The organism is Methylobacterium sp. J-026 (assembly GCF_022829585.1).
Lineage (GTDB): Bacteria > Pseudomonadota > Alphaproteobacteria > Rhizobiales > Beijerinckiaceae > Methylobacterium.
In genome coordinates this window covers 1-19,769 of the sequence record NZ_JAKSYC010000069.1, presented here as the reverse complement: position 1 = coordinate 19,769, position 19,769 = coordinate 1, and the positions used below count along the sequence as shown (strand labels likewise).

Here is a 19,769-nt window from a genome sequence, read left to right as displayed (position 1 = left end):
GACCGCCGTCGCGGCGTGAAGGCCCATCAGCGTTGAGCCTCCACCCGGCGCGCGGACGTGTCCGGCGCCTCCGCCTGGGCCGCCCGGGATGCGGGCGGCTCACCGACGAGGCTCCCGTCCTGGACCTTGTACTGCCCGGCGGTGATCACCCGCTCGCCGGATTTCAGGTCGCCGCTCAGGATCTGGGTCCGGCCCGAATCGGAGCGCCCGGCCTTCAGGGCGCGCTGATGGGCGTGATTGCCGTCGTCCACCACGAAGGCGAACAGGCCGTCCGGTCCATGCTGGACCGCGTTGTCGGGAACCGTGGTGGCGACGGCGACGATGCCGACCCGCATCTTGGTGGAGACCGACAGGCCGGGCCAGAGGGCGTGGTTCCGGTTCTCGTACACGGCCTTGAGGCGGATCGTGCCGGTCGCCGTGTCCACCTGGTTGTTGAACAGGGCGAGCTTGCCGTCGGCGAGCTTGGTGAGCCCGTCCGAACTCCAGGCTTCCACCGGCACGTCGCCCTTCCGCAGGGCCGCGGTGATGGCGGGCAGCTGATCCTCCGGCGCGGTGAAGACCACGAAGATCGGCTCCACCTGGGTGATCGTGACGATCGGGGTCTGGCCGGCGGCGTTGACGATGTTGCCGATATCGACCTGCCGGAAGCCGGTCACGCCGTCGATCGGCGCGCGGATGGTGGCGTAGCCGAGCTGGGTCGACGCATTGTCGATCGCGGCCTGATCGGAGGCGACCTGCGCCGTGAGCTGTGCGACCAGGGCGGTCTGCGTCTCGGTCTGCTGCCGCGACGCGTAGGCGCCGAGGCCGGTGTACCGGACGAGATCCGCTTTGGCGTTGTTGAGGTTGGCGGTGTCCTGCTCCTTCTTGGCTTTGGCCTGGTCCATCGCCGCCTGATAGGGGCGCGGGTCGACCTGAACGAGGATGTCGCCCTTGTGGACGGCCTGGCCTTCGCGGAAGGCGACCTGCTGGATCTCGCCGTCGACGCGCGTGCGTGCCTGAACGGTGTTGTAGGCCTGGACGGTGCCGAGACCGTTCGACACGAGCGCGAACGGCCCCTGCTCGACGGTTCCGAGGGTCACGGGCACGGGACGCGGGGCGGCGGCCTTCGGCTTCTCGGCGGGCTGGCCGAGCCGCGTATAGCCATAGGCACACCCGCCCGCGAGGGCGAGCAGGACCAGGATCGCCGCGAAGGAGCGGCCGCGCCGCGACCCGCGCGCGACCGGATCGCGCCGCCGGTCGACCCCGCCTGGCGCCGCATCGATCTCACGCGATCGCGATGCGGCGCGATCATCCTCGTCCCCGCTCAGCATGCGCTCACGTCCGCCTCCCGGTCCGGCCCTCGGTCGAACCTGAGTATTTTGCATTCAATAGCATACAATCCCCACCGCCGACACCGATGCGATACACCGAGCCGGGGAATCGTGGCCGGGACAGGGCGTGCAAATCCGGGTGTCGCAGGGTAGCTTCGCGGCCGCCGCTCCGCAGCGGCCAGCGATCGCCCGTCCCGGCGTCGCGTGGCCCAACCGGCGCTGAGCGGCATCGCCCATCACCGACAGGCCGGCGTTGCCGCACCCGGCCGAAGAGACCAGGACGCTGCATGATCTCCACGCTGGAACTGGACGGATTGCAGGAACTTCGCGCCGCGCTCATCGAGGAGCGGCAGATCCTTGTGGCGTCGGTGCGAAAGCTGCGCGAGACCCGGCGGCAGAAGGGCACGTTCGTCCTGGGCGACGGCTCGGAGGCCGGGCCGCGGCTCGTGGCGCTGCAGCAGCAGATCGAGGTGGTCGAGTCCGTTATCGCCACGCTGATGGAATCCCAGACCTGACACGCTCGGCTCGCAGAGCGCCCGGCACGCCGAGTTCCCTCGGCGGATATCGCGATGGTCTAGGCCATCTTGATGTCCATCTTGTTTCTGAGATCTACGCCGTGTCGTGCCCCATGCAATTTTGTAATGACAAAATATTAATCACACGTCACGGACGAAACGAATGATTTCAATCTCGTAAATGGTCAGAGACTGGCTCGAGTCCATTACGGTTCTGTCATCGAGGTCCATAGGCCGGACATGTTCGGAGCACGGTGCCGATGCCGGTCCGCGACAGGCCTTCAGTCCGGTGTGGCGGAAACTGGGGCGGATGGATGTGACGATGGCGGCGCATTGTCGACGCCCAGCCTGCCATTCGGCTGGACCGCTCGATCCCTGGGCGGTAGCGGACGACAAATCAGCGCACGGAACCCGTACGATGGACGCCTTCGATCACACCGCAGCGGCCCGCGATGCCGACGCACGCGTCGCGCCGCAGCCCAAGGCCGAAACGATCGCCCTCTGGCTCGCCCTCGACGCGGAGCGGCGGGCCCGCGACGAGCGGACGGCGCGGCTGCGCGCCATGCGCCTCATCGGCGGCGAAGACGACGCGAGCTGATCAGTCGTCGCCCGGGCCCCCGTCCGGCTGGCGGGCCGCCAGCGCGAAGCCGACCGCCATCGCCGCGGCCTCGGCATGGGCGATCAGCGTCGGATCCCCGGCGTCCCGCGCGGCCTGGAGGAGCGCGATCGCGTGGCGTCCGAGGCGCTGATCGATATCCGCGTCCCGGGCGAACACGGCGCCGCCGGCGGCATTGTCGTGGCTTCGGTCAATCATGGGCATGCGTCGGTCTTGAGATGGAGGCCGTCGTCCGGAAGGGCGCCGAGGCGTCGATCCAGGCCTGCGTGTCCGTGACATCCGCGAAGGCGCGCAGCACGGCGCTCACCGAGCGATGGATGTCCTCGGCCGCGATCCCGTCGAGGGCGTGGCTGGCGGAGGCGTCGCACAGAAAGGTCACGTCCTGCCCGCGGTGATAGCCGTCGATCGCGGTGGCCAGGCAGGCCGCCTCGCCGGCAAAGCCCGCGACGACGAGGGGCGGGCTGCCCCGCTCCATCACGTCGGCGAAGGCCGGGCTGGCGTAGCAGGACGGTCGATCCCGATCGAAGATCATGTCGCAGCCCAGCGGCTCGAAACCCTCGATCCAGCGGGCGAATCGGGTGCCGGCCTGAAACAGGGGCGCGCCGATCCAGCGCACATAGGCGACCTGGATGCCGCTGTCCCGGGCATGGCCGAGGGCGCGGCGGCAATTTTCCAGGGCCGGGCCGATGCGCGGGAGCGCCAGCGGCCGGCCGGCGATCTCATATTCCTGCTGCATGTCCACCAGCACCAGCACGGGGACGCTGCGCGGCCGACGGTAGAGGATCGGATTCGTCTGGCGCATCACACCGCGACCTTCCGATCGACGGAGGGCCGGGTGACGGCGCGGGCACGGGAGCGGTCGAGGGCCCCCGCGCGATGCCAGCGGCCCTCGGGCCGGATGATCACGTAGGGATCGACGCCGAGCCCGATGGCCTGGGGATGGAGCTCGGTTTCCAGCAGCATCTCGACATAGTCGAAATCCGAGAAGACCAGTTCCTGCGCCCCCTCGAAGACCGCGAAGCCGAAGCGGCTCCAGAACCCGACGAGGCGCTTCTGCGCATGCCCGTAGAGGCGGCGGTAGCCCTTCACCCGGGCCAGTTCGATTCCCGCGCGGACGAGGGCGAAGGCCATGCGGGTGTTGCGGTACTCGGCCCGCACCGCCAGGCGTTCGATCTTGGCGAAGTCCGCGAAGAAGCGGATGCGCAGGCAGCCGGCGGGCTCATCGCCGACATAGCCGATGAGGTGGGTGGCCGAGAGGTCGTTGCCGTCGAACTCCTCCTCGTAGGGGCAGGCCTGTTCGGCCATGTAGACGGCGGCGCGCAGCGCGATGACGCGGGCGAGATCCTCCATGCTGCGCGCGACCGCGACGCTGGTGCCGGTCCCGCCGGGGCGGTGGCTGTCGTAGGGCGGTGCGGGCTCGGCCTTCGGCCCGCGGGCGAAGTGGTAGAGTCCGCCCTGTGCGGCGCTCGGTGCTTCGAAGCCGAGGGCCGTCAGCAGGCTCGCGCCCTCCGGCGTCGCCGCCCGGGCGTAGAAGTCGACGCCCTGGTAGTTCGGGCTGGAGAGGCGGTCGAAGACCAGGCTGACGCCGCCGGCCAGACGCCGCCGCGCGTGGACGGCCCAGACATAGATGCAAGCGGGGCGTTCGTGCTGGCCGGCCAGCATCGCGTCCGGCGGATCCGCCGCGTCGAAACGTCCCGCCTTGAGTGCGGCGAGGCCGTCGGCATTCAGCATCAGGCAGGCGACGAAGCCGTCGCCCCGTGGCGCGGCGGCGTCGAATCTGTGCCGATGGGCGATCGCCATCACACTATCCGGGTTGCGCGACATCACCCGCTGGACAGTCTTCAGCGGTGCAAGGTCCGGCAGATCGAGCCGCGCGGCCGCGATGAGCCGTTCGAGATCGCATGACGCCGGCATGAAGATCACGAGGTGGCGGGCGACGCGATCGACCTTGAGCGCGCCGAGTGCGTGCCGCTGCCGCGGAGAGACTTGGGAAGACCCAAGATGATCCACGTCCGTCGCGACGAAATGGGAGCGTGCAATGTGCACCGTCATCGGATGACCTGACATTGAGGTACGGATTGACGGTTCAGCACTTCGCATCTAGCGCACTCCCTGTATGTGCAAAATTTGGAACAGGGGCGTTCCGTAGATGGAACAGACGGAGGCGGGCCGGGGCGTGATGCCCGACTGGCAGAGCATCCGCGTCTTCTTGACCCTCGAGCGCTCCGGGAGCTTCCGGGCCGCGGCCTCCAAGCTCGGCGTGTCGGTGAATTCGGTGCGCCGGCGGATCGCCGATCTCGAAACCCTGATCGGCGCGCCGCTGCTGACGCGCCACGTGGACGGCATCCGTCTGACCTCGGAGGGACACGCGATCCTGGAGGCCGCCGCCCGCATGGAGACCGCGGCGTTCGGCCTGATGCGGGCGGGGGAGACCGCGCCCTTCGCCGAGGCCGGCGAGGTCCGGATCGCGGTGACGGAAGGGCTGGGCGCGTTCTGGCTGGCGCCGCGCCTGGTCGAGTTTCAGCGGGCCAACCCGCGCCTGACGGTCGATCTGCGCTGCGCGATGGAATCCGCCGATGTCCTCCGTCTGGAGGCCGACGTGGCGATCCAGCTGTCGCGGCCGACCAGCCCCGATCTGCGGCTGGTCAAGCTGGGCCGCATCCACCTGATTCCCTACGCGGCGCGCGAATACGAACAGACCTACGGACTTCCCGCCGCGCCGGAGGATCTCGCCCGCCACCGGATCGTGGTCCAGGCCAGCAGCCAGACGATCCGCCTGGAGGATTTCAGCCGCGAGCTGCCGGGTTTCCCCGCCTCGGTTCCGATCGCGCTGAAGATCAACGTCAGCAGCGCGTATTACTGGGCGATCGCCAAGGGGGCGGGGATCGGTCTCCTGCCGACCTACGCCAGCGCGATCGGGGCGCGGGTCATACCGGTGGACAATCTGGGCCGGTTCAGCCTGGACATCTGGCTGACCTATCATCCGGACGCGGAGCGGATCGAGCGGGTGCGCCGGACGATCGACTGGCTGCGGGCCGCCTTCGATCCGAAGCGCTATCCCTGGTTCCGGGACGAGTTCATCCATCCCCGGGACCTGCCCACCGCCATCAAGGGCGAGCCGCTTCCGGATCTGTTCGCCGGCTTCACCGGCATGACACCCTGAGGGCGGCCGGCCCGTCGCGCGGCCCGATCAGGCTCCCTTGACCGCGCCGCGCGCATGATCCTTGCTCCGGCCGTCGCGACGACGAGGTTGCCCGTGCTGCTGACACCCCGCGAGAAAGACAAGCTGCTGATCGCCATGGCGGCCCAGGTGGCGCGGAACCGTCTGGCCCGGGGCGTCAAGCTCAACCATCCGGAGGCGGTGGCGCTGATCACCGACTTCGTGGTCGAGGGCGCCCGGGACGGCCGCACCGTCGCCGAGCTGATGCAGGCCGGCGCCACCGTCCTCACCGCCGATCAGGTGATGGAGGGCGTATCCGAGATGATCCACGACATCCAGGTCGAGGCGACGTTCCCGGACGGCACCAAGCTCGTGACCGTGCATCATCCGATTCGGGGGGCGGCCTCGGCGGACGTGCCCGGCGTGGTGACGCCCCTGCCCGGCGAGATCGTGTTCAACGCCGATGCCGAGCGCACCGTGATCGAGGTTGCCAATACCGGGGATCGACCGATCCAGGTCGGCTCGCACTACCATTTCTACGAGGTCAATCCGGGCCTCGTCTTCCCGCGCGAGCAGGCCCGCGGCAAGCGCCTCGACATCGCGCCCGGGACCGCGGTGCGCTTCGAGCCCGGGTCCACCCGGGAGGTCACGCTGGTGCCGCTCTCCGGCGGCCGCACCGTCTTCGGCTTCCGCGGTGACGTGATGGGCACGCTCTGACCATGGCCAACACACCCAAGCCCGCGAGCCTCCCCCGCTCCGCCTATGCCGACATGTTCGGCCCGACCACCGGCGACCGCATCCGCCTCGCCGACACCAGCCTGGAGATCACGGTCGAGCGCGATTTCACCATCTACGGCGAGGAGGTGAAGTTCGGCGGCGGAAAGGTCATCCGGGACGGGATGGGCCAGAGCCAGGTGACCAATGCCGCCGGTGCGGTCGACACGGTGATCACCAACGCGGTCGTGCTCGACCATTGGGGCATCGTGAAATGCGACGTCGGAATCGTGCGCGGCCGGATCTTCCGGCTCGGCAAGGCCGGCAATCCGGACGTGCAGCCCGGGATCGACATCATCGTCGGCCCCGGAACCGAGGTGATCGCCGGTGAAGGGAAGATCCTGACCGCCGGGGGCTTCGACAGCCACATCCACTTCATCTGCCCGCAGCAGATCGAGGAGGCGCTCTGCTCGGGCGTGACCACGATGCTCGGCGGCGGGACCGGGCCGGCGCACGGCACCTTCGCCACCACCTGCACCCCCGGCCCCTGGCACATCGCCCGGATGATCGAGGCGGCCGATGCCTTCCCAATGAACCTCGCATTTGCCGGCAAGGGCAACGCCTCGCGCCCCGAAAGCCTGATCGAGATGGTCCGGGCCGGGGCCTGCGCGCTGAAGCTCCACGAGGATTGGGGCACCACCCCGGCGGCGATCGATACCTGCCTGTCGGTGGCGGATGCCCACGATGTCCAGGTCATGATCCACACCGACACGCTCAACGAATCGGGCTTCGTCGAGGACACGATCGCGGCCTTCAAGGGCCGGACCATCCACGCCTTCCACACCGAGGGCGCCGGCGGCGGCCACGCGCCGGACATCATCAAGGTCGCCGGTCTGCCGAACGTGCTCCCGTCGTCGACGAACCCGACGCGGCCCTACACGCGGAACACCATCGACGAGCATCTCGACATGCTCATGGTCTGCCACCACCTCGACCCGTCGATCCCCGAGGATCTCGCCTTCGGGGAGAGCCGGATCCGCCGGGAGACCATCGCGGCCGAGGACATCCTGCACGATCTCGGCGCGCTCTCGATGATGTCGTCGGACAGCCAGGCCATGGGCCGGGTCGGCGAGGTCGTGATTCGCACCTGGCAGACCGCCGACAAGATGAAGCGCCAGCGCGGCGCCCTGGCGGGCGACACCTCCGGCACCGACAATCTGCGCGCCCGCCGCTACGTCGCCAAGTACACGATCAACCCGGCGATCGCGCACGGCGTGTCGAAGCACATCGGCTCGGTGGAGCCCGGCAAGCTCGCCGACCTCGTGCTCTGGACGCCGGCCTTCTTCGGGGTGAAGCCGGACCTCGTCATCAAGGGCGGCAGCATCGCGGCCGCGCCGATGGGCGACCCGAACGCCTCGATCCCGACGCCGCAGCCGGTGCATTACCGCCCGATGTTCGGCGCCTACGGGCGCGCGCCCTTCGCCACCGCCCTCACCTTCGTGTCCAAGGCGGCCGTCGAGGACGGGTTGCGGGACCGTCTCGGCGTGCAGAAGGAGCTGGTCGCGGTGGAGAATGTCCGGGGCGGCATCTCGAAGGCGAGCATGGTGCTCAATGACGCGACCCCGGTCATCGAGGTCGATCCCGAGACCTACGACGTCCGCGCCGACGGCGAGCTCCTCGTATGCGAGCCCGCCGAGGTCCTGCCGATGGCCCAGCGTTATTTCCTGTTCTGAGCTATCGTGGTGCCGACGGACAGGAGGGCATCGATTGCACGCTCTTGCCCGATCAGCCCCCCTTCGGCATCGAACAGACGCTGGCCGACGGCTTTCTGCCGAAGGAGCCCGACCTCATTGACCCGTCCTGAGGCCATGATCCGCGCCACCCGCATCCTGCGCCGGGACGCCCTGTCCGGCGGCGAGATCGTCGACCGCGTGATCCTCGACCACGGCGACCGGCACCGCCGCCGCGTCGCCATGCGCGGGGCCGGCGGCTTGGGATTCCTGCTCGACCTCCCGGAACCGACCGTACTGGAGGACGGCGACGCCCTGGTGCTGCAGGACGGGCGCCTCGTCTGGGTCGAGGCCGCGCCGGAGCGGCTGCTGGAGATCCGCGCGCCGAGCGACCGCGCCCTCAAGCGCCTGATCTGGCATATCGGCAACCGCCACATCCCGGCCGAGATCGGCACCGACGCCGTCTGGATCGCCGACGATCACGTGCTCGCCGACATGGTGCGGGGACTCGGCGGCAGCGCCGAGCCGGTGGTGCGCCCGTTCCGCCCCGAGGGCGGGGCCTATGCCGGAGGCCATGGGCACGACCATCCGCATGGCGGGGACCATCATCATCACGATGCCCATGGTTGAGACCCTGGAGGCGCTCCGGCTGACGGCGTGGCTGTCGCCGGGCTACCCGGTGGGCGCCTACGCGTACTCGCACGGGCTGGAATGGGCCGTGGAGGCGGGCGATGTGCGCGACGAGGCGAGCCTGACGGCCTGGCTCGGCGATGTCTGCGCCTGCGGCTCCCTGCGCAACGACCTGATCCTCGCAGCCCACGCCCACCGCGCCGGGCGGGCCGGCGACGGGGACGCCCTCGCCGACCTCAACGACCTCGCCCTGGCGCTCGCCCCGTCACGCGAGCTGCACCTGGAGACCAGCCAGCAGGGGCGCAGCTTCCTCGACGCGACCCTCGGGGCCTGGCCCTGCGGGCCGCTGGCGGCACTGGCCGAACGCCTGCCCGGCCCACTCGCCTATCCGGTCGCGGTCGGGGCCGCCGCCGGGGCGCACGCCATGGCGGCCGGTCCCGTGCTGGCCGCCTACGGCCTCGCCTTCGTCCAGAACCTCGTCTCGGCGGCGCTGCGGGCGGCGCCGGTGGGCCAAGCGGCCGGGACGCGGATCGTCGCCGCCCTGGCGCCCCGCCTCGTGGCGCTGGCGGCCGATGCCGGCAGCGCGGATCTCGACGCCCTCGGCTCCGCCACGTTCCGCCTGGACCTCGGCTCGTTCCGGCACGAGACTCAGTATTCCCGCATCTTCCGCTCCTGAGGGCGCTGCATGACCCCCGTGACTGGTTCCGCGAACGGCCCCCTCCGCGTCGGCATCGGCGGCCCCGTCGGGTCCGGCAAGACCGCCCTGATGGAGCAGCTCTGCAAGCGCTTCCGCGACCGCTACGAGATCTGCGCGATCACCAACGACATCTACACCAAGGAGGATGCGCGCATCCTGACGGTGGCCGGGGCGCTGCCGGAGGAGCGTATCCTCGGGGTCGAGACCGGCGGCTGCCCGCACACCGCGATCCGCGAGGACGCCTCGATCAACCTCGCGGCCGTCGCCGAGATGAGCCGGCGTTTCCCGAAGCTCGATCTGGTTCTGATCGAATCCGGCGGCGACAACCTCGCGGCGACCTTCTCGCCGGAACTGGCCGACCTCACCCTCTACGTGATCGACGTGGCCGGGGGCGAGAAGATCCCGCGCAAGGGCGGCCCCGGCATCACCCGGTCGGACCTGCTGATCGTCAACAAGACCGATCTGGCGCCGCTCGTCGGCGCGGACCTGTCGGTGATGGAGGCCGATACGCGGCGGATGCGCGGGACCCGTCCCTACGTGTTCGCGTCCCTGCGCGATGGCGCGGGCGCCGACGCCGTGGCGCGCTTCGTCGAGGAGGCGGGCGGGCTGGGCCGGTGACCCGGGCCGACGGAGCCGGACGGCCCGTTATCGCCCGGCCTCGGCCGATCGCGTACGGACCGGCGTGGCGGGCCGTACGCCCATCAGACCATCCAGGCGGCTCATCCGGGCGCTGAAATCGTTCATCGCGCTCTGGCGCGCCTTGATGGCGGCGCTGAGCCCGGGCTTTGCCGGATTCCGAGCCGGGTGCGCTTCGGCGACGGGGGCCGCGAGGAACGCGGCCAGGGAGAGAAAGGTCAGGGTGCGGGTCATCGACGGCGTCCCTCACGATCAACCGCGGCGGTCGCGGTCGCGGACGGGACAAGGATAGGATCGCCCGAAGCGTAGCCGTGTGCGTCGGCGCACCCCCCGCGCGGGCAGGCCTTCTCGAGATCCGCGATTGACAGCCGCCCGGGACTGATTCAACCCAAAGGATTGATGGCTTCTGGACGGTATCGCGCATGCGAAACCTGCGATGGCTCGCCGCCCTGCCGTTCATCGGCATCCTGATCGGGCCCTTCTTCTTGAATCGGGTCGAACCGTTCGTCCTCGGGCTGCCGCTGCTCCTCGCCTGGCTCGTGTTCTGCGTGATCGGAACGTCGGTGGTGATGGCGCTGATCTACAGGGCGGATCCCGAGAATCGCGCGTCCGGGGATCCCCGATGAGCGTCGCCCTCGCCATCGTCGCGGCCGGCTTCGCGCTGGCGATCGGCCTCGGGCTCTACGCCCGGCTGGGCCGCGAGATGGGCCTGGAGCAATGGACCGTCGGCGGGCGCGGCTTCGGCACCGCCCTGGTCTTCCTGCTGATGGCCGGGGAGATCTATACGACCTTCACGTTCCTCGGCGGGTCCGGCATCGCCTACGGGAAGGGCGGCCCGGCCTACTACATCCTCTGCTACCTGACGCTCGCCTATGTGACCTCGTACTGGCTGCTGCCGCCGGTCTGGCGCTACGCCAAGCAGCACGGCCTCTACACGCAGCCGGACTTCTTCGCGCGGAAATACGGGAGCCCGGCCCTGGGCATGCTGGTGGCGTCGGTGGGGCTCGTCGCGCTCGTCCCCTACCTCGTGCTCCAGCTCAAGGGCCTCGGGATCATCGTCTCCACGGCGTCCTACGGCGCCATCTCGTCCACGGCTGCGGTCTGGATCGGCGCCGCCGCGCTCACGGCCTACGTGGTCGTGTCGGGGGTGCACGGCTCGGCCTGGACGGCGGTGATCAAGGATACGACCATCCTGGCGCTGGTGATCTTCCTCGGGATCTACCTGCCCCTGCATTATTACGGCAGCTACGACGGCTTGTTCCGGGCGATCGAGGCCGCCAAGCCGGGATTCCTGGCCCTGCCCGAGCGCGGCCAGAGCCCGGTCTGGTTCTCCACCACGGTCCTGCTCACGGCGCTCGGCGGCTACATGTGGCCGCATACCTTCGCGTCGCTCTACACGGCGCGCGAGCCCGGCGCCTTCCGGCGCAACGCGGTTCTCCTGCCGGTCTACCAGCTGATCAACCTGTTCGTGTTCATGATCGGCTTCACGGCCGTGCTGCAGGTGCCCGGCCTCGCCGGATCCGAGGTCGACCTGTCGCTGTTCAAGCTCTCGCTGGCGAGCTTCCCGCCCTGGTTCATCGGCCTGATCGGCGCCACCGGCGTGCTCACCGCGCTGGTGCCCGGTTCGATGATCCTGATCGCCGGCGTCACCCTGGTGGCCAACAACCTCGTCCGGCCGATGCGGCCCGGCATGGATGACGCGGCGACCGCGCGGCTGTGCAAGATCCTAGTGCCGGTCCTGGCCCTGGTCTGCGTCGGGTTCACCCTCAGCGGCGGCGATACGATCGTGCAGCTCCTGCTGATGGGCTACAATTTCGTGACGCAGCTGTTCCCCTGCTTCATCGCCAGCCTGCTGCCCCGCAATCCCGTGAGCCGGCCGGCGGCGGCGGCGGGGATCGTGGCCGGCGTCGCCACCGTGGCGGCCACGGTGCTGAGCGGGTTCAGCCTGTCGAAGCTCCCGATCCTGGGGCCGCTCCAGGACGTGAATGTCGGCGTCGCCGCCCTGGTGGTGAACCTCGCGGTGACGGCCGCGGTGGCGCGCCTGACCCGCGCCGACACGGCGTCCCAGGCCCAGGTGGCCTGAGGCCGCGTCCGGACGGGCGTCCCGCGACCCGGGGCACGGTCCTGTCTTGGACCGCCGGATCGCTCAGGGCCGCCCCCGGCGCGCCGTCAGCCAGGAGGCCAGGAGCACCGCCGCGCTCACGAGGCCGACCAGCAGGGTCGAGGCGGCGTTGATCTCCGGGTTCACCCCAAGCCGGACCTGACTGTAGAGGCGCATCGGCAGCGTCGTCGAGCCCGGACCCGAGACGAAGCTCGCGATGACCAGATCGTCGAGCGACAGGGTGAAGGCGAGGAGCCCTCCGGCCGCCACGGCCGGCGCCAGCAGCGGCAGGGTGATGGTCGTCAGCACCCTCATCGGCGGGGCGCCGAGATCGGCGGCGGCGTCCTCCAGGGTCCGGTCGAGGCCGCGCAGGCGCGCGGCGACCACCACGGCCACGAACCCGGTGCAGAAGGTGGCGTGCGCGATCACGATGGTGCCGAGTCCGCGGTCGAGTCCGATGCCGATGAACATCAGCAGCAGCGACAGGCCGATCATCACCTCCGGCATCACGATCGGCCCGAAGACGAGGCCGGTGAACAGCGCCCGTCCGCGGAAGCGGCGCTGCCGCTCCAGAACGAGCGCCGCCAGCGTCCCGAGGATCGTGGCGATGAGGCTCGCCAGGATCGCCACCTTGAGCGAGACCCAGGCCGCGGCCAGCAGGGGCGCATCGGCCAGCAGGGCCCCGTACCACCGGGTCGAGACTCCGCCCCAGACGGTGACCAGGGGCGAGGCGTTGAACGAGTAGGCGATCAGCACCAGGATCGGCAGGTAGAGGAAGCCAAGCCCGGCGACGAGGGCGGTACGGGTGACCCAGGTCACGGCGCATCCCCCTCGCCCGAGCGCAGACTGTCGCGGAACAGCACCACCGGGCCGATGACGATGGCGAGGATCAGGACGGCGACCGCGGAGGCCAGGGGCCAGTCCCGGTTCGAGAAGAACTCCGTCCACAGCACCCGGCCCAGCATCAGGGTCTCCGAGCCCCCGAGCAGGTCCGGAATGACGAATTCGCCCACCATCGGGATGAAGCACAGGGCTGCGCCGGCCGCGATGCCGGGCAGGCTGAGCGGCAGCGTCACGCTCCAGAACACCCGGGTCGGCGTGGCACCGAGATCCGCCGCGGCCTCCCGCAGGGCGGGGTCCAGGCGGTTCATTACCGCGTAGAGCGGGAGCACCATGAACGGCAGGTAGGCGTAGACGAGACCGATGATCACCGCGGCGTCGGTGTTGAGGATCGTCAGCGGCTCGGCGATCAGTCCGAGCCGGAGCAGCACGAGGTTGAGCAGACCCTCCGGCTTCAGGATCGCGATCCAGGCGTAGACCCGGATCAGGAAGCTCGTCCAGAACGGCACGACCACCAGCGCGACGAGGAGCGGCTGCCAGCGGGACGGCGCCCGCGCCAGGGCATAGGCCAGGGGCGTGCCGAGGGCGACCAGGATCAGGCTGGCCAGGGCGGCGTAGCCCAGCGAACCCAGCGCGGCGTCGCGGTAGAGCGGGTCGGCTGAGAGCGTGGCGTAATTGTCGAAGTTGAGGGCTTCGAGGAAGCTGGACCAGCCATCGAGGCCGCCCCGCCAATCGAGCACCGGAAGGTAGGGCGGTATCGCCGTCGCCGGTTCCGACAGGCTGATCTTGAGGGTGATGGCGAAGGGCAGAAGGAAGAAGGCCGCCAGCCAGACGAAGGGCGGCAGACGGACCAGCCGATCGAACAGGGTCCGCGGCTTTTCGCTCATGCCGGGAGGATCACCGCGGCCTCGGCCGCGAACCCGGCGCAGGTCTGCGACCCCGGCGGCAGGTCGGCATCGGCCGGGCGGCCACTGGCCCGAAGGATTCCGCCGTCCGGCAGGCGCAGGGTTCGGCGCAGGCGATCCCCCAGGAAGGTCGCCTCCGCCACCGTGACCGGCAGTCCTGTCCCGCCGAAGACCAGATCCTCCGGACGCACCGCCACCACCACCGCCGCGCCTTCAGCCAGCGCCGCGGCGGCGATCCCCCGGACTTGCCCGTGCGCGGTCTGCACGGTGCGCGCACCGCCCGCCGCGTCCGGTCCGAGGCGCCCGGGGAGGAGATTCACGTCGCCGAGCAGCCCCGCCACGAACCGGTTCGCCGGCCGCCGGTAGAGTTCGGCCGGCGGTCCGACCTGAACCAGCCGGCCGGCCTCCATGACGCCGATCCGATCGGCGAGCATCATCGCCTCCTCCGGATCGTGGGTCACGACCACGAAGGCGGTGCCCAGGCGGCGCTGCACGGCGCGCAATTCGCCCTGGGTCTCCTCCCGCAGGCCCCGGTCGAGGGCGCCGAGGGGCTCGTCGAGCAGGAGCAGCTCCGGCTCCCGGGCGAGCGCCCGGGCCAGGGCCACCCGCTGCCGCTGGCCCCCCGAGAGCGTCTCGGGACGGCGGTCGCCGAAGCCTTCGAGGCGGACGAGCCGCAGCAGCTCGGCGACCCGCGCGGCAGCCTCGCTCCGGCCCATCCCCTTGAGGCCGTAGGCGATATTGCCGGCCACACGCATGTGCGGGAACAGCGCGTAGGACTGGAACATCATGTTGACCGGGCGCCTGTGCGGCGGCAGCCCGGTGATGTCCCGGCCGCCGAGGCGAATCCGGCCGGAACTCGGCCGTTCGAACCCCGCGATCATGCGCAACAGGGTGCTCTTACCGCAGCCGGACGGGCCGAGCAGGCAGAAGAACTCCCCGGGTTCGAGGGCGAGCGTCACCGAATCGACGGCCGGATGCGCGCCGAAGCGCTTGGTCAGCGCGTCCAATTCCAGGCGCGGCGGCGTGCCCGACACGGGATCAGGAATCCTCGCGCAGGGCCTCGGCGACGCGTGCTTCGAGGAGATCCGGCCGGCGCAGGACCAGGGCGCCGCGGGTCCGGTCGACCAGGCCCTCCGCGGCCATGGCGGTGAATTCCCGGGTGACCTGCTCCCGTCGGCACCCGATCCGCGCGGCGAGGACGTGGTGGTAGGGCGGCGGCGAGACCACGCGCTCGCCGGAGGCGCCGGTCCGCGGCACCGAGAGGCGCAGCAATTCGGCGTAGAGGCGATGCTTCAGATCGAGGAGGGCGTGCTCCATCAGCCGCGTGTTCAATTCGCGCACGCGCTTGGCGAGGAGACGGAACAGCCGGTCGGCGATCGCCTCCGAGGCGAAGACCATCTGCCGGAACACCGCCGCCGGCACCACGCAGACTTCGCCGCGGGTCAGCGCCGTGACGTTGGCCGAGCGCCCGATCCCGTCGATCGCAGCCAGCTCGCCGAAGAACGCGCCGCCGCGCATCTCGCCGAGAATCACCTCCTTGCCGGACTGGGTCCGGTTAAGGATGCGAACCTCGCCGGAGGCGATGAAGTAGACGTCGGTGGAGATGTCGTCGAAGTCGACCAGCACCTCGTTCTCGTCGAAGCGCCGCCAGTGGCACCGGGATTCGTAGGTGTTGAGCTCGATGCCCGGGTCCTTGAAGAAGGGTATGGTCCCCAGCCGCGCCATCGATGCTGTTCCCTCAACTCCAGTCCGGCCTCCGTCCCTGCCCAAACGGGTGCCGGCCAGCAGATCTCGGGACGGGAGCGGCCCGCACGGTTTAGCTGGACGCCGCGACTGCAGCGCTCCATCCACGGGGCGGAGATGATCGTGACCGTCACTTGCCGGCCGGTCAAGCCGGGCCCGGGTGAACAGGAGTTTATTAGCGTGGATCAGGATATCCGGGCTACATGCCCGGCCTCCCTGCCAAGCTTGCCGCAGCGGGCGATTCCGATGCACCATGATGTGACGATCACGCGTTTCGATTCCCGGACGTCCGTGCCGGTCCCGCGCCTCCAGGCCACGCTGACCCGCCCGTTCGAGCGGTCCGGGCAGAGCCTGCATTCGGGCCGGCATGCCACCGTGCGCGTCTGCCCGGCGCCGGCCGATCACGGCATCGTCTTCCGCCGCCGGCTGAGGGACGGGCGCGTCATCGATATCCCGGCGCGCTGGTACCATCGGGAATCGCAGCCGCTCTCCTCGGCGCTGCGGCGCGAGGGCATTCTCGTCCGCACCATCGAGCACCTGATGGCGTCTCTGAGCGCCCTGGAGATCGACAATGCGGTGGTCGAGATCGATGCGGACGAGCTACCGATCTTCGACGGGAGCGCCACGCCTTGGTGCGAGGCGATCCGGGCATCGGGCCGGAGCGAGCAGGCGCAGCCCTGCCGTCAGATCCGGGTGCGCCGCACTGTTTCGGTGACGAATGGGCGGCGGCACATCCGCATCGAACCCGGTACGGGTCTTCACGTGACCGGTCATATCGCGCTCTCGCATTTCGGATCGGTCGACTGGTCGGGGGCCATCACCCCCGAGACGTTCGTGACCGAGATCGCGCCGTCGCGCAGCTTCGGCCGGTTCGCGCGCGCGATGGCCGGACGCGCTTTCGGGTATGTGGCACGGAAGGATTTCCTGCAGGGCGTCTCTCGGCACTCGGCGGCGCTCCTGGTGCGCGGCCACGTGCTCGGCGGGATGCGCGTCCCGGGTGAGCCGGTGCGGCACCGCGTGCTCGACCTGATCGGCGACCTGGCCCTCGTGGGTCATCCGGTCGAGGGATGGGTCACCGCCTTCCACACCGGGCACGAGCTGAATCACGCCCTGGTGGCGGCGCTGATGCAGGACGAGACCGCCTGGGAACTGGACTGAGGTCCGGACCGATCGCCCGGCCGCGCTCAGGCGGATGCGCGGTAGGGCATCTCGCAGGCCGTGGCGACGGCTCCGAAGGCGCGCACCAGATCGGTGTCGAGCTTCGCGCCCATGGCCTTCAGGATCGCGTAGGCTTCGTGGGCCGGCTTCGGCGCCTTGTAGGGCCGCGCCTCGATGAGGGCCGCGAAGATGTCGGAGATCGTGATCAGCCGCACGAGGTCCGGGATCTCCTGGCCGCGCAGGCCATCCGGGTAGCCCGAACCGTCGAGATATTCATGGTGCGAGCGGACGACCGAGAGGGTGAGCGCGTCGTAATGCCCGTTCAGCAGCATCGCGTGGCCGATGGCTGGGTGGCGATCCATCTCGCACCGCTCCTCGGGCGTCAGTGGTCCCGGCTTGTTCAGGATGGCCCGCGGGATCTTGGCCTTCCCGATGTCGTGGAGCAGGGCGCCCTTGATCAGGTAGCGCGAATCGACATCGTTGAGGCCGAGCGTCCGGGCGAAATCCGCCGCGAGGCCGGCCACGCTGAGGCAGTGCCGGTGCGTGGCGTCGTCGAAGCTCGCGACGACGTCGAGCCAGTCCCGGACCTTGGCGTCGCGGATCGCCCGATTGACCAGGACGGCACCGGATTCGACGGTCGCCAGCGCCGGGGCGCCATCCGCACGGAAGATGGCCACGAAGGCGTCCCGGGATGCCGTGGCTTGATGCCGAAGGTCGCCGCCCCCCGGAGGTCGCGCCGTGGCACCCGCCGCCAGGGCGGTGACCGTGTTGAGCAGCAGCGCGCTCGCCGCCGAGGCCTGCAGCACCTTGGTGGCTCCGAGGGCGGACGCCTGGATCTCGCCGCGGCCGAGATTGCCGTGGATGAGGGCGAGGAATGGCGTCTCGGGGCCGCGCACCACCGCGAGGGCTTGGCGCAGGCGCCGCAGGGATTCGGATGTCAGCGCGCTCACGTCGCTGATGATCAGCGCGGCTCCGGAGGGTGGCGCAGCGTCCCCGTAGAGATCGTGCAGCGACACGTCTCCATCGCCGCCGAGATTGCGCGCCAGACGGCCGGCGCGGCTGACGTCGTCGGTGAGGATCAGGGTCCGGCCCAACACGTGCCTCCTGTCATACCGTAGGCCGGCGCAAAGTCTCGGAGATCATGGCGCGACGATCGATGGCATGGTCCGACGCGATGCTCTCCAGCCATGTCAGCCAGCGTCCGTATCAGACGTTTCGTCGGCTGCACTACTGCGCGACGGCCAAAAATGCCGCGCGAATGCTGCAAATTCGTTAAACGCCCTGCTGGCAATGCAGTTTTTCGCAGCCGCTTCAGGAAACTGCCCGGGGTCGGTGGCGCGGTGGGCCCCGCCGACACCGCACGGCAGCCGGCGCTTGCCTCGCCGCTTCCGGACGGCCAGAACGCCGCCATGCTAAGCGTCAACGACCTCACCTACCGCATCGGCGACCGTCTGATCCTGGATTCCGCGACCTTCACGATCCCGGAGGGCGCCCGCGTCGGCCTCGTGGGGCGCAACGGTGCCGGCAAGACCACGCTGTTCAAGGCGATCCTCGGCGACCTGCCGGTCGACGCGAAATCGGTGTCGCTGCCGAGAGGCATGCGCATCGGCGCGGTCGCCCAGGAAGCCCCGGCCGGCCCGGAGACCCTGCATGCGGTGGTGCTCGCCGCCGATACCGAGCGGGCCCGGCTGATGGCGGAGGCCGAACACGCCGACGGGCTGCGCCGGGCCGAGATCGAGACGCGGCTGGTCGATATCGGCGCCCACTCGGCCCCGGCCCGCGCCGCCGCGATCCTGCACGGGCTCGGCTTCGACGCGGCCGCGCAGGCGCGGCCCTGCTCGGATTTCTCCGGCGGCTGGCGGATGCGGGTGGCGCTGGCCGCCGTGCTGTTCTCGGAGCCCGACCTGCTGCTGCTGGACGAGCCGACCAACTACCTCGACATCGAGGGCACGCTCTGGCTCTACGATTACCTGGAGCGCTACCCGCGCACCGCGATCGTCATCAGTCACGACCGGGATCTGCTCGACACCAGCGTCGACCACATCCTTCACCTCGACCGCGGCAAGCTCACCATCTACCGCGGCGGCTATACGAGCTTCGCCAAGCAGCTCTCCGAGAAGCGCACGCTGCTCGCCAAGGCCAAGGTGAAGCAGGATGCCGAACGGGCGCATCTCCAGAGCTTCATCGACCGGTTCAAGGCGAAGGCCACCAAGGCGCGCCAGGCCCAGTCCCGGGTCAAGCGGCTGGCCAAGATGGAGCCGATCGCGGCGCTGCTCGAGGACGACGTGCCGGTGATCCACCTGCCGAGCCCGGAGAAGCCCCTGTCGCCGCCGATCGTCGCCATGGAGCGGGTCAAGGCCGGCTACGGCGACCGGATCGTGCTCACCGGCCTCGATCTCAGCCTCGCCCCCGACGACCGCGTGGCGCTGCTCGGCGCCAACGGCAACGGCAAATCGACCTTCTGCAAGCTGATCGGCGGCCGGCTTGGGCCGCTCGCCGGCGAGGTCAAGCGCTCCTCGAAGATGGAGGTCGCCTACTTCGCCCAGCACCAGCTCGACGAGCTGCGCCCCGCCGAGAGCGCCTACGCGCATGTCCGCACCCTGATGCCCGACGTGCCGGAGGCGAAGGTGCGCTCGGCCACCGCCCGGCTCGGCTTCGGGGCCAACAAGGCCGATACCCCGGTGGAGAAACTCTCCGGCGGCGAGAAGGCGCGGCTGCTGATGGGGCTCGCGGCCTTCCACGGCCCGCACCTGCTGATCCTCGACGAGCCGACCAACCACCTCGACATCGAGAGCCGCCAGGCCCTGGTCGAGGCGATCAACGACTACGAGGGCGCGGTGATCCTGGTCTCCCACGACCGGTTCCTGGTCGAGGCCTGCGCCGACCGGCTGTGGCTGGTGGCGGACGGCACCGTGAAGACCTTCGACGGCGACATGGACGATTACCGCCGCTTCGTCCTGTCCGGCCCGGAGCGCGAGGCCGAGCGCGACGTGGAACCCGCGGGCGGCCAGAAG

22 protein-coding genes are annotated in these 19,769 nt (G+C 70.0%); 12 read left to right on the top strand and 10 right to left on the bottom strand.

The window, feature by feature from the left end; genetic code table 11:
* Positions 1-26: 26 nt before the first annotated feature.
* A complete protein-coding gene (locus MKK69_RS06990) occupies positions 27-1,310 on the bottom strand; it encodes an efflux RND transporter periplasmic adaptor subunit (RefSeq protein WP_243967032.1) in 1,284 nt (427 codons plus the stop codon).
* 287 nt (positions 1,311-1,597) lie between these two features.
* On the opposite strand from MKK69_RS06990, the gene MKK69_RS06985 reads away from it, so the two are divergent.
* Both MKK69_RS06985 and MKK69_RS06980 read left to right on the top strand, forming a co-directional pair.
* The gene (locus MKK69_RS06985; RefSeq protein WP_243967031.1) at positions 1,598-1,825 is read left to right on the top strand and encodes an HOOK family protein; all 228 of its coding nucleotides are present in this window, start codon (positions 1,598-1,600) and stop codon (positions 1,823-1,825) included.
* A gap of 418 nt (positions 1,826-2,243) precedes the next feature.
* Complete coding sequence (locus MKK69_RS06980; protein WP_243967030.1) at positions 2,244-2,423, top strand: hypothetical protein; 180 nt, start codon at positions 2,244-2,246, stop codon at positions 2,421-2,423.
* Here MKK69_RS06980 and MKK69_RS06975 read toward each other — a convergent pair whose 3' ends face one another.
* From MKK69_RS06975 to MKK69_RS06965, 3 genes are read right to left on the bottom strand one after another with little or no spacing between them, the layout of a single operon-like run.
* Positions 2,424-2,639: a hypothetical protein gene (locus MKK69_RS06975; RefSeq protein WP_243967029.1), complete on the bottom strand. Its 216-nt coding sequence runs from the start codon at positions 2,637-2,639 to the stop codon at positions 2,424-2,426.
* The gene (locus MKK69_RS06970) at positions 2,632-3,243 is read right to left on the bottom strand and encodes a cysteine hydrolase family protein (protein WP_243967028.1); all 612 of its coding nucleotides are present in this window, start codon (positions 3,241-3,243) and stop codon (positions 2,632-2,634) included. The genes MKK69_RS06975 and MKK69_RS06970 overlap by 8 nt, the downstream gene beginning before the upstream one ends.
* The gene (locus tag MKK69_RS06965) at positions 3,243-4,493 is read right to left on the bottom strand and encodes a GNAT family N-acetyltransferase (protein WP_243967027.1); all 1,251 of its coding nucleotides are present in this window, start codon (positions 4,491-4,493) and stop codon (positions 3,243-3,245) included. The genes MKK69_RS06970 and MKK69_RS06965 overlap by 1 nt, the downstream gene beginning before the upstream one ends.
* Positions 4,494-4,590: 97 nt before the next feature.
* Here MKK69_RS06965 and MKK69_RS06960 point away from each other — a divergent pair, with 97 nt between their 5' ends.
* From MKK69_RS06960 to ureG, 6 genes are all read left to right on the top strand, one after another.
* Positions 4,591-5,604: a LysR family transcriptional regulator gene (locus MKK69_RS06960; RefSeq protein WP_243967026.1), complete on the top strand. Its 1,014-nt coding sequence runs from the start codon at positions 4,591-4,593 to the stop codon at positions 5,602-5,604.
* Between the two features lie 93 nt (positions 5,605-5,697).
* A complete protein-coding gene (locus tag MKK69_RS06955; protein ID WP_243967025.1) occupies positions 5,698-6,318 on the top strand; it encodes an urease subunit gamma in 621 nt (206 codons plus the stop codon).
* 2 nt (positions 6,319-6,320) lie between these two features.
* A complete protein-coding gene (gene ureC, locus MKK69_RS06950; RefSeq protein ID WP_243967024.1) occupies positions 6,321-8,048 on the top strand; it encodes an urease subunit alpha in 1,728 nt (575 codons plus the stop codon).
* Between the two features lie 135 nt (positions 8,049-8,183).
* Complete coding sequence (locus tag MKK69_RS06945) at positions 8,184-8,675, top strand: urease accessory protein UreE (RefSeq protein ID WP_243967170.1); 492 nt, start codon at positions 8,184-8,186, stop codon at positions 8,673-8,675.
* Positions 8,662-9,351 carry an urease accessory protein UreF gene (locus tag MKK69_RS06940; protein ID WP_243967169.1) on the top strand — a complete coding sequence of 230 codons (690 nt, stop codon included), beginning with the start codon at positions 8,662-8,664 and terminating at the stop codon, positions 9,349-9,351. Before MKK69_RS06945 ends, MKK69_RS06940 begins: the two co-directional genes overlap by 14 nt.
* 18 nt (positions 9,352-9,369) lie before the next feature.
* A complete protein-coding gene (gene ureG, locus MKK69_RS06935; protein WP_243967168.1) occupies positions 9,370-9,990 on the top strand; it encodes an urease accessory protein UreG in 621 nt (206 codons plus the stop codon).
* Positions 9,991-10,017: 27 nt separating this feature from the next.
* Here the strand turns inward: ureG and MKK69_RS06930 are convergent, their stop codons facing one another.
* On the bottom strand, positions 10,018-10,242 hold the full coding sequence (locus MKK69_RS06930) for a hypothetical protein (RefSeq protein WP_243967023.1): 225 nt from the start codon (positions 10,240-10,242) through the stop codon (positions 10,018-10,020).
* 188 nt (positions 10,243-10,430) lie between these two features.
* On the opposite strand from MKK69_RS06930, the gene MKK69_RS06925 reads away from it, so the two are divergent.
* Positions 10,431-10,634, top strand: a complete 204-nt coding sequence (locus MKK69_RS06925) for a DUF3311 domain-containing protein (protein WP_243967022.1) — start codon at positions 10,431-10,433, stop codon at positions 10,632-10,634.
* The gene (locus MKK69_RS06920) at positions 10,631-12,091 is read left to right on the top strand and encodes a sodium:solute symporter (protein ID WP_243967020.1); all 1,461 of its coding nucleotides are present in this window, start codon (positions 10,631-10,633) and stop codon (positions 12,089-12,091) included. The genes MKK69_RS06925 and MKK69_RS06920 overlap by 4 nt, the downstream gene beginning before the upstream one ends.
* Before the next feature lie 63 nt (positions 12,092-12,154).
* Here MKK69_RS06920 and MKK69_RS06915 read toward each other — a convergent pair whose 3' ends face one another.
* From MKK69_RS06915 to MKK69_RS06900, 4 genes are read right to left on the bottom strand one after another with little or no spacing between them, the layout of a single operon-like run.
* A complete protein-coding gene (locus MKK69_RS06915) occupies positions 12,155-12,928 on the bottom strand; it encodes an ABC transporter permease (protein ID WP_243967019.1) in 774 nt (257 codons plus the stop codon).
* On the bottom strand, positions 12,925-13,836 hold the full coding sequence (locus MKK69_RS06910) for an ABC transporter permease (RefSeq protein WP_243967018.1): 912 nt from the start codon (positions 13,834-13,836) through the stop codon (positions 12,925-12,927). Before MKK69_RS06910 ends, MKK69_RS06915 begins: the two co-directional genes overlap by 4 nt.
* The gene (locus tag MKK69_RS06905) at positions 13,833-14,888 is read right to left on the bottom strand and encodes an ABC transporter ATP-binding protein (RefSeq protein WP_243967017.1); all 1,056 of its coding nucleotides are present in this window, start codon (positions 14,886-14,888) and stop codon (positions 13,833-13,835) included. The genes MKK69_RS06910 and MKK69_RS06905 overlap by 4 nt, the downstream gene beginning before the upstream one ends.
* 4 nt (positions 14,889-14,892) lie before the next feature.
* Positions 14,893-15,579 carry a Crp/Fnr family transcriptional regulator gene (locus MKK69_RS06900; RefSeq protein ID WP_243967016.1) on the bottom strand — a complete coding sequence of 229 codons (687 nt, stop codon included), beginning with the start codon at positions 15,577-15,579 and terminating at the stop codon, positions 14,893-14,895.
* A gap of 276 nt (positions 15,580-15,855) precedes the next feature.
* Between MKK69_RS06900 and MKK69_RS06895 the strand changes: the two genes are divergently transcribed.
* Entirely contained in the window at positions 15,856-16,755 is a 900-nt protein-coding gene (locus MKK69_RS06895; RefSeq protein ID WP_243967015.1) for a UDP-3-O-acyl-N-acetylglucosamine deacetylase, read from the top strand.
* A 26-nt stretch (positions 16,756-16,781) separates the two neighbouring features.
* Here MKK69_RS06895 and MKK69_RS06890 read toward each other — a convergent pair whose 3' ends face one another.
* On the bottom strand, positions 16,782-17,852 hold the full coding sequence (locus tag MKK69_RS06890) for an HD-GYP domain-containing protein (protein WP_243967014.1): 1,071 nt from the start codon (positions 17,850-17,852) through the stop codon (positions 16,782-16,784).
* A 312-nt stretch (positions 17,853-18,164) separates the two neighbouring features.
* Between MKK69_RS06890 and MKK69_RS06885 the strand changes: the two genes are divergently transcribed.
* Positions 18,165-19,769 (top strand): ABC-F family ATP-binding cassette domain-containing protein (locus tag MKK69_RS06885; RefSeq protein WP_243967013.1); only part of this gene is annotated, 1,605 nt, incomplete at its 3' end.

Coding starts and splice junctions, on each gene's coding strand:
- MKK69_RS06990 (WP_243967032.1), bottom strand. CDS start 1,310: ATGCTGAGCGGGGACGAGGATGATCGCGCCGCATCGCGATCGCGTGAG.
- MKK69_RS06985 (WP_243967031.1), top strand. CDS start 1,598: ATGATCTCCACGCTGGAACTGGACGGATTGCAGGAACTTCGCGCCGCG.
- MKK69_RS06980 (WP_243967030.1), top strand. CDS start 2,244: ATGGACGCCTTCGATCACACCGCAGCGGCCCGCGATGCCGACGCACGC.
- MKK69_RS06975 (WP_243967029.1), bottom strand. CDS start 2,639: ATGATTGACCGAAGCCACGACAATGCCGCCGGCGGCGCCGTGTTCGCC.
- MKK69_RS06970 (WP_243967028.1), bottom strand. CDS start 3,243: ATGCGCCAGACGAATCCGATCCTCTACCGTCGGCCGCGCAGCGTCCCC.
- MKK69_RS06965 (WP_243967027.1), bottom strand. CDS start 4,493: ATGACGGTGCACATTGCACGCTCCCATTTCGTCGCGACGGACGTGGAT.
- MKK69_RS06960 (WP_243967026.1), top strand. CDS start 4,591: ATGGAACAGACGGAGGCGGGCCGGGGCGTGATGCCCGACTGGCAGAGC.
- ureC (WP_243967024.1), top strand. CDS start 6,321: ATGGCCAACACACCCAAGCCCGCGAGCCTCCCCCGCTCCGCCTATGCC.
- MKK69_RS06945 (WP_243967170.1), top strand. CDS start 8,184: ATGATCCGCGCCACCCGCATCCTGCGCCGGGACGCCCTGTCCGGCGGC.
- MKK69_RS06940 (WP_243967169.1), top strand. CDS start 8,662: ATGCCCATGGTTGAGACCCTGGAGGCGCTCCGGCTGACGGCGTGGCTG.
- MKK69_RS06930 (WP_243967023.1), bottom strand. CDS start 10,242: ATGACCCGCACCCTGACCTTTCTCTCCCTGGCCGCGTTCCTCGCGGCC.
- MKK69_RS06925 (WP_243967022.1), top strand. CDS start 10,431: ATGCGAAACCTGCGATGGCTCGCCGCCCTGCCGTTCATCGGCATCCTG.
- MKK69_RS06920 (WP_243967020.1), top strand. CDS start 10,631: ATGAGCGTCGCCCTCGCCATCGTCGCGGCCGGCTTCGCGCTGGCGATC.
- MKK69_RS06910 (WP_243967018.1), bottom strand. CDS start 13,836: ATGAGCGAAAAGCCGCGGACCCTGTTCGATCGGCTGGTCCGTCTGCCG.
- MKK69_RS06900 (WP_243967016.1), bottom strand. CDS start 15,579: ATGGCGCGGCTGGGGACCATACCCTTCTTCAAGGACCCGGGCATCGAG.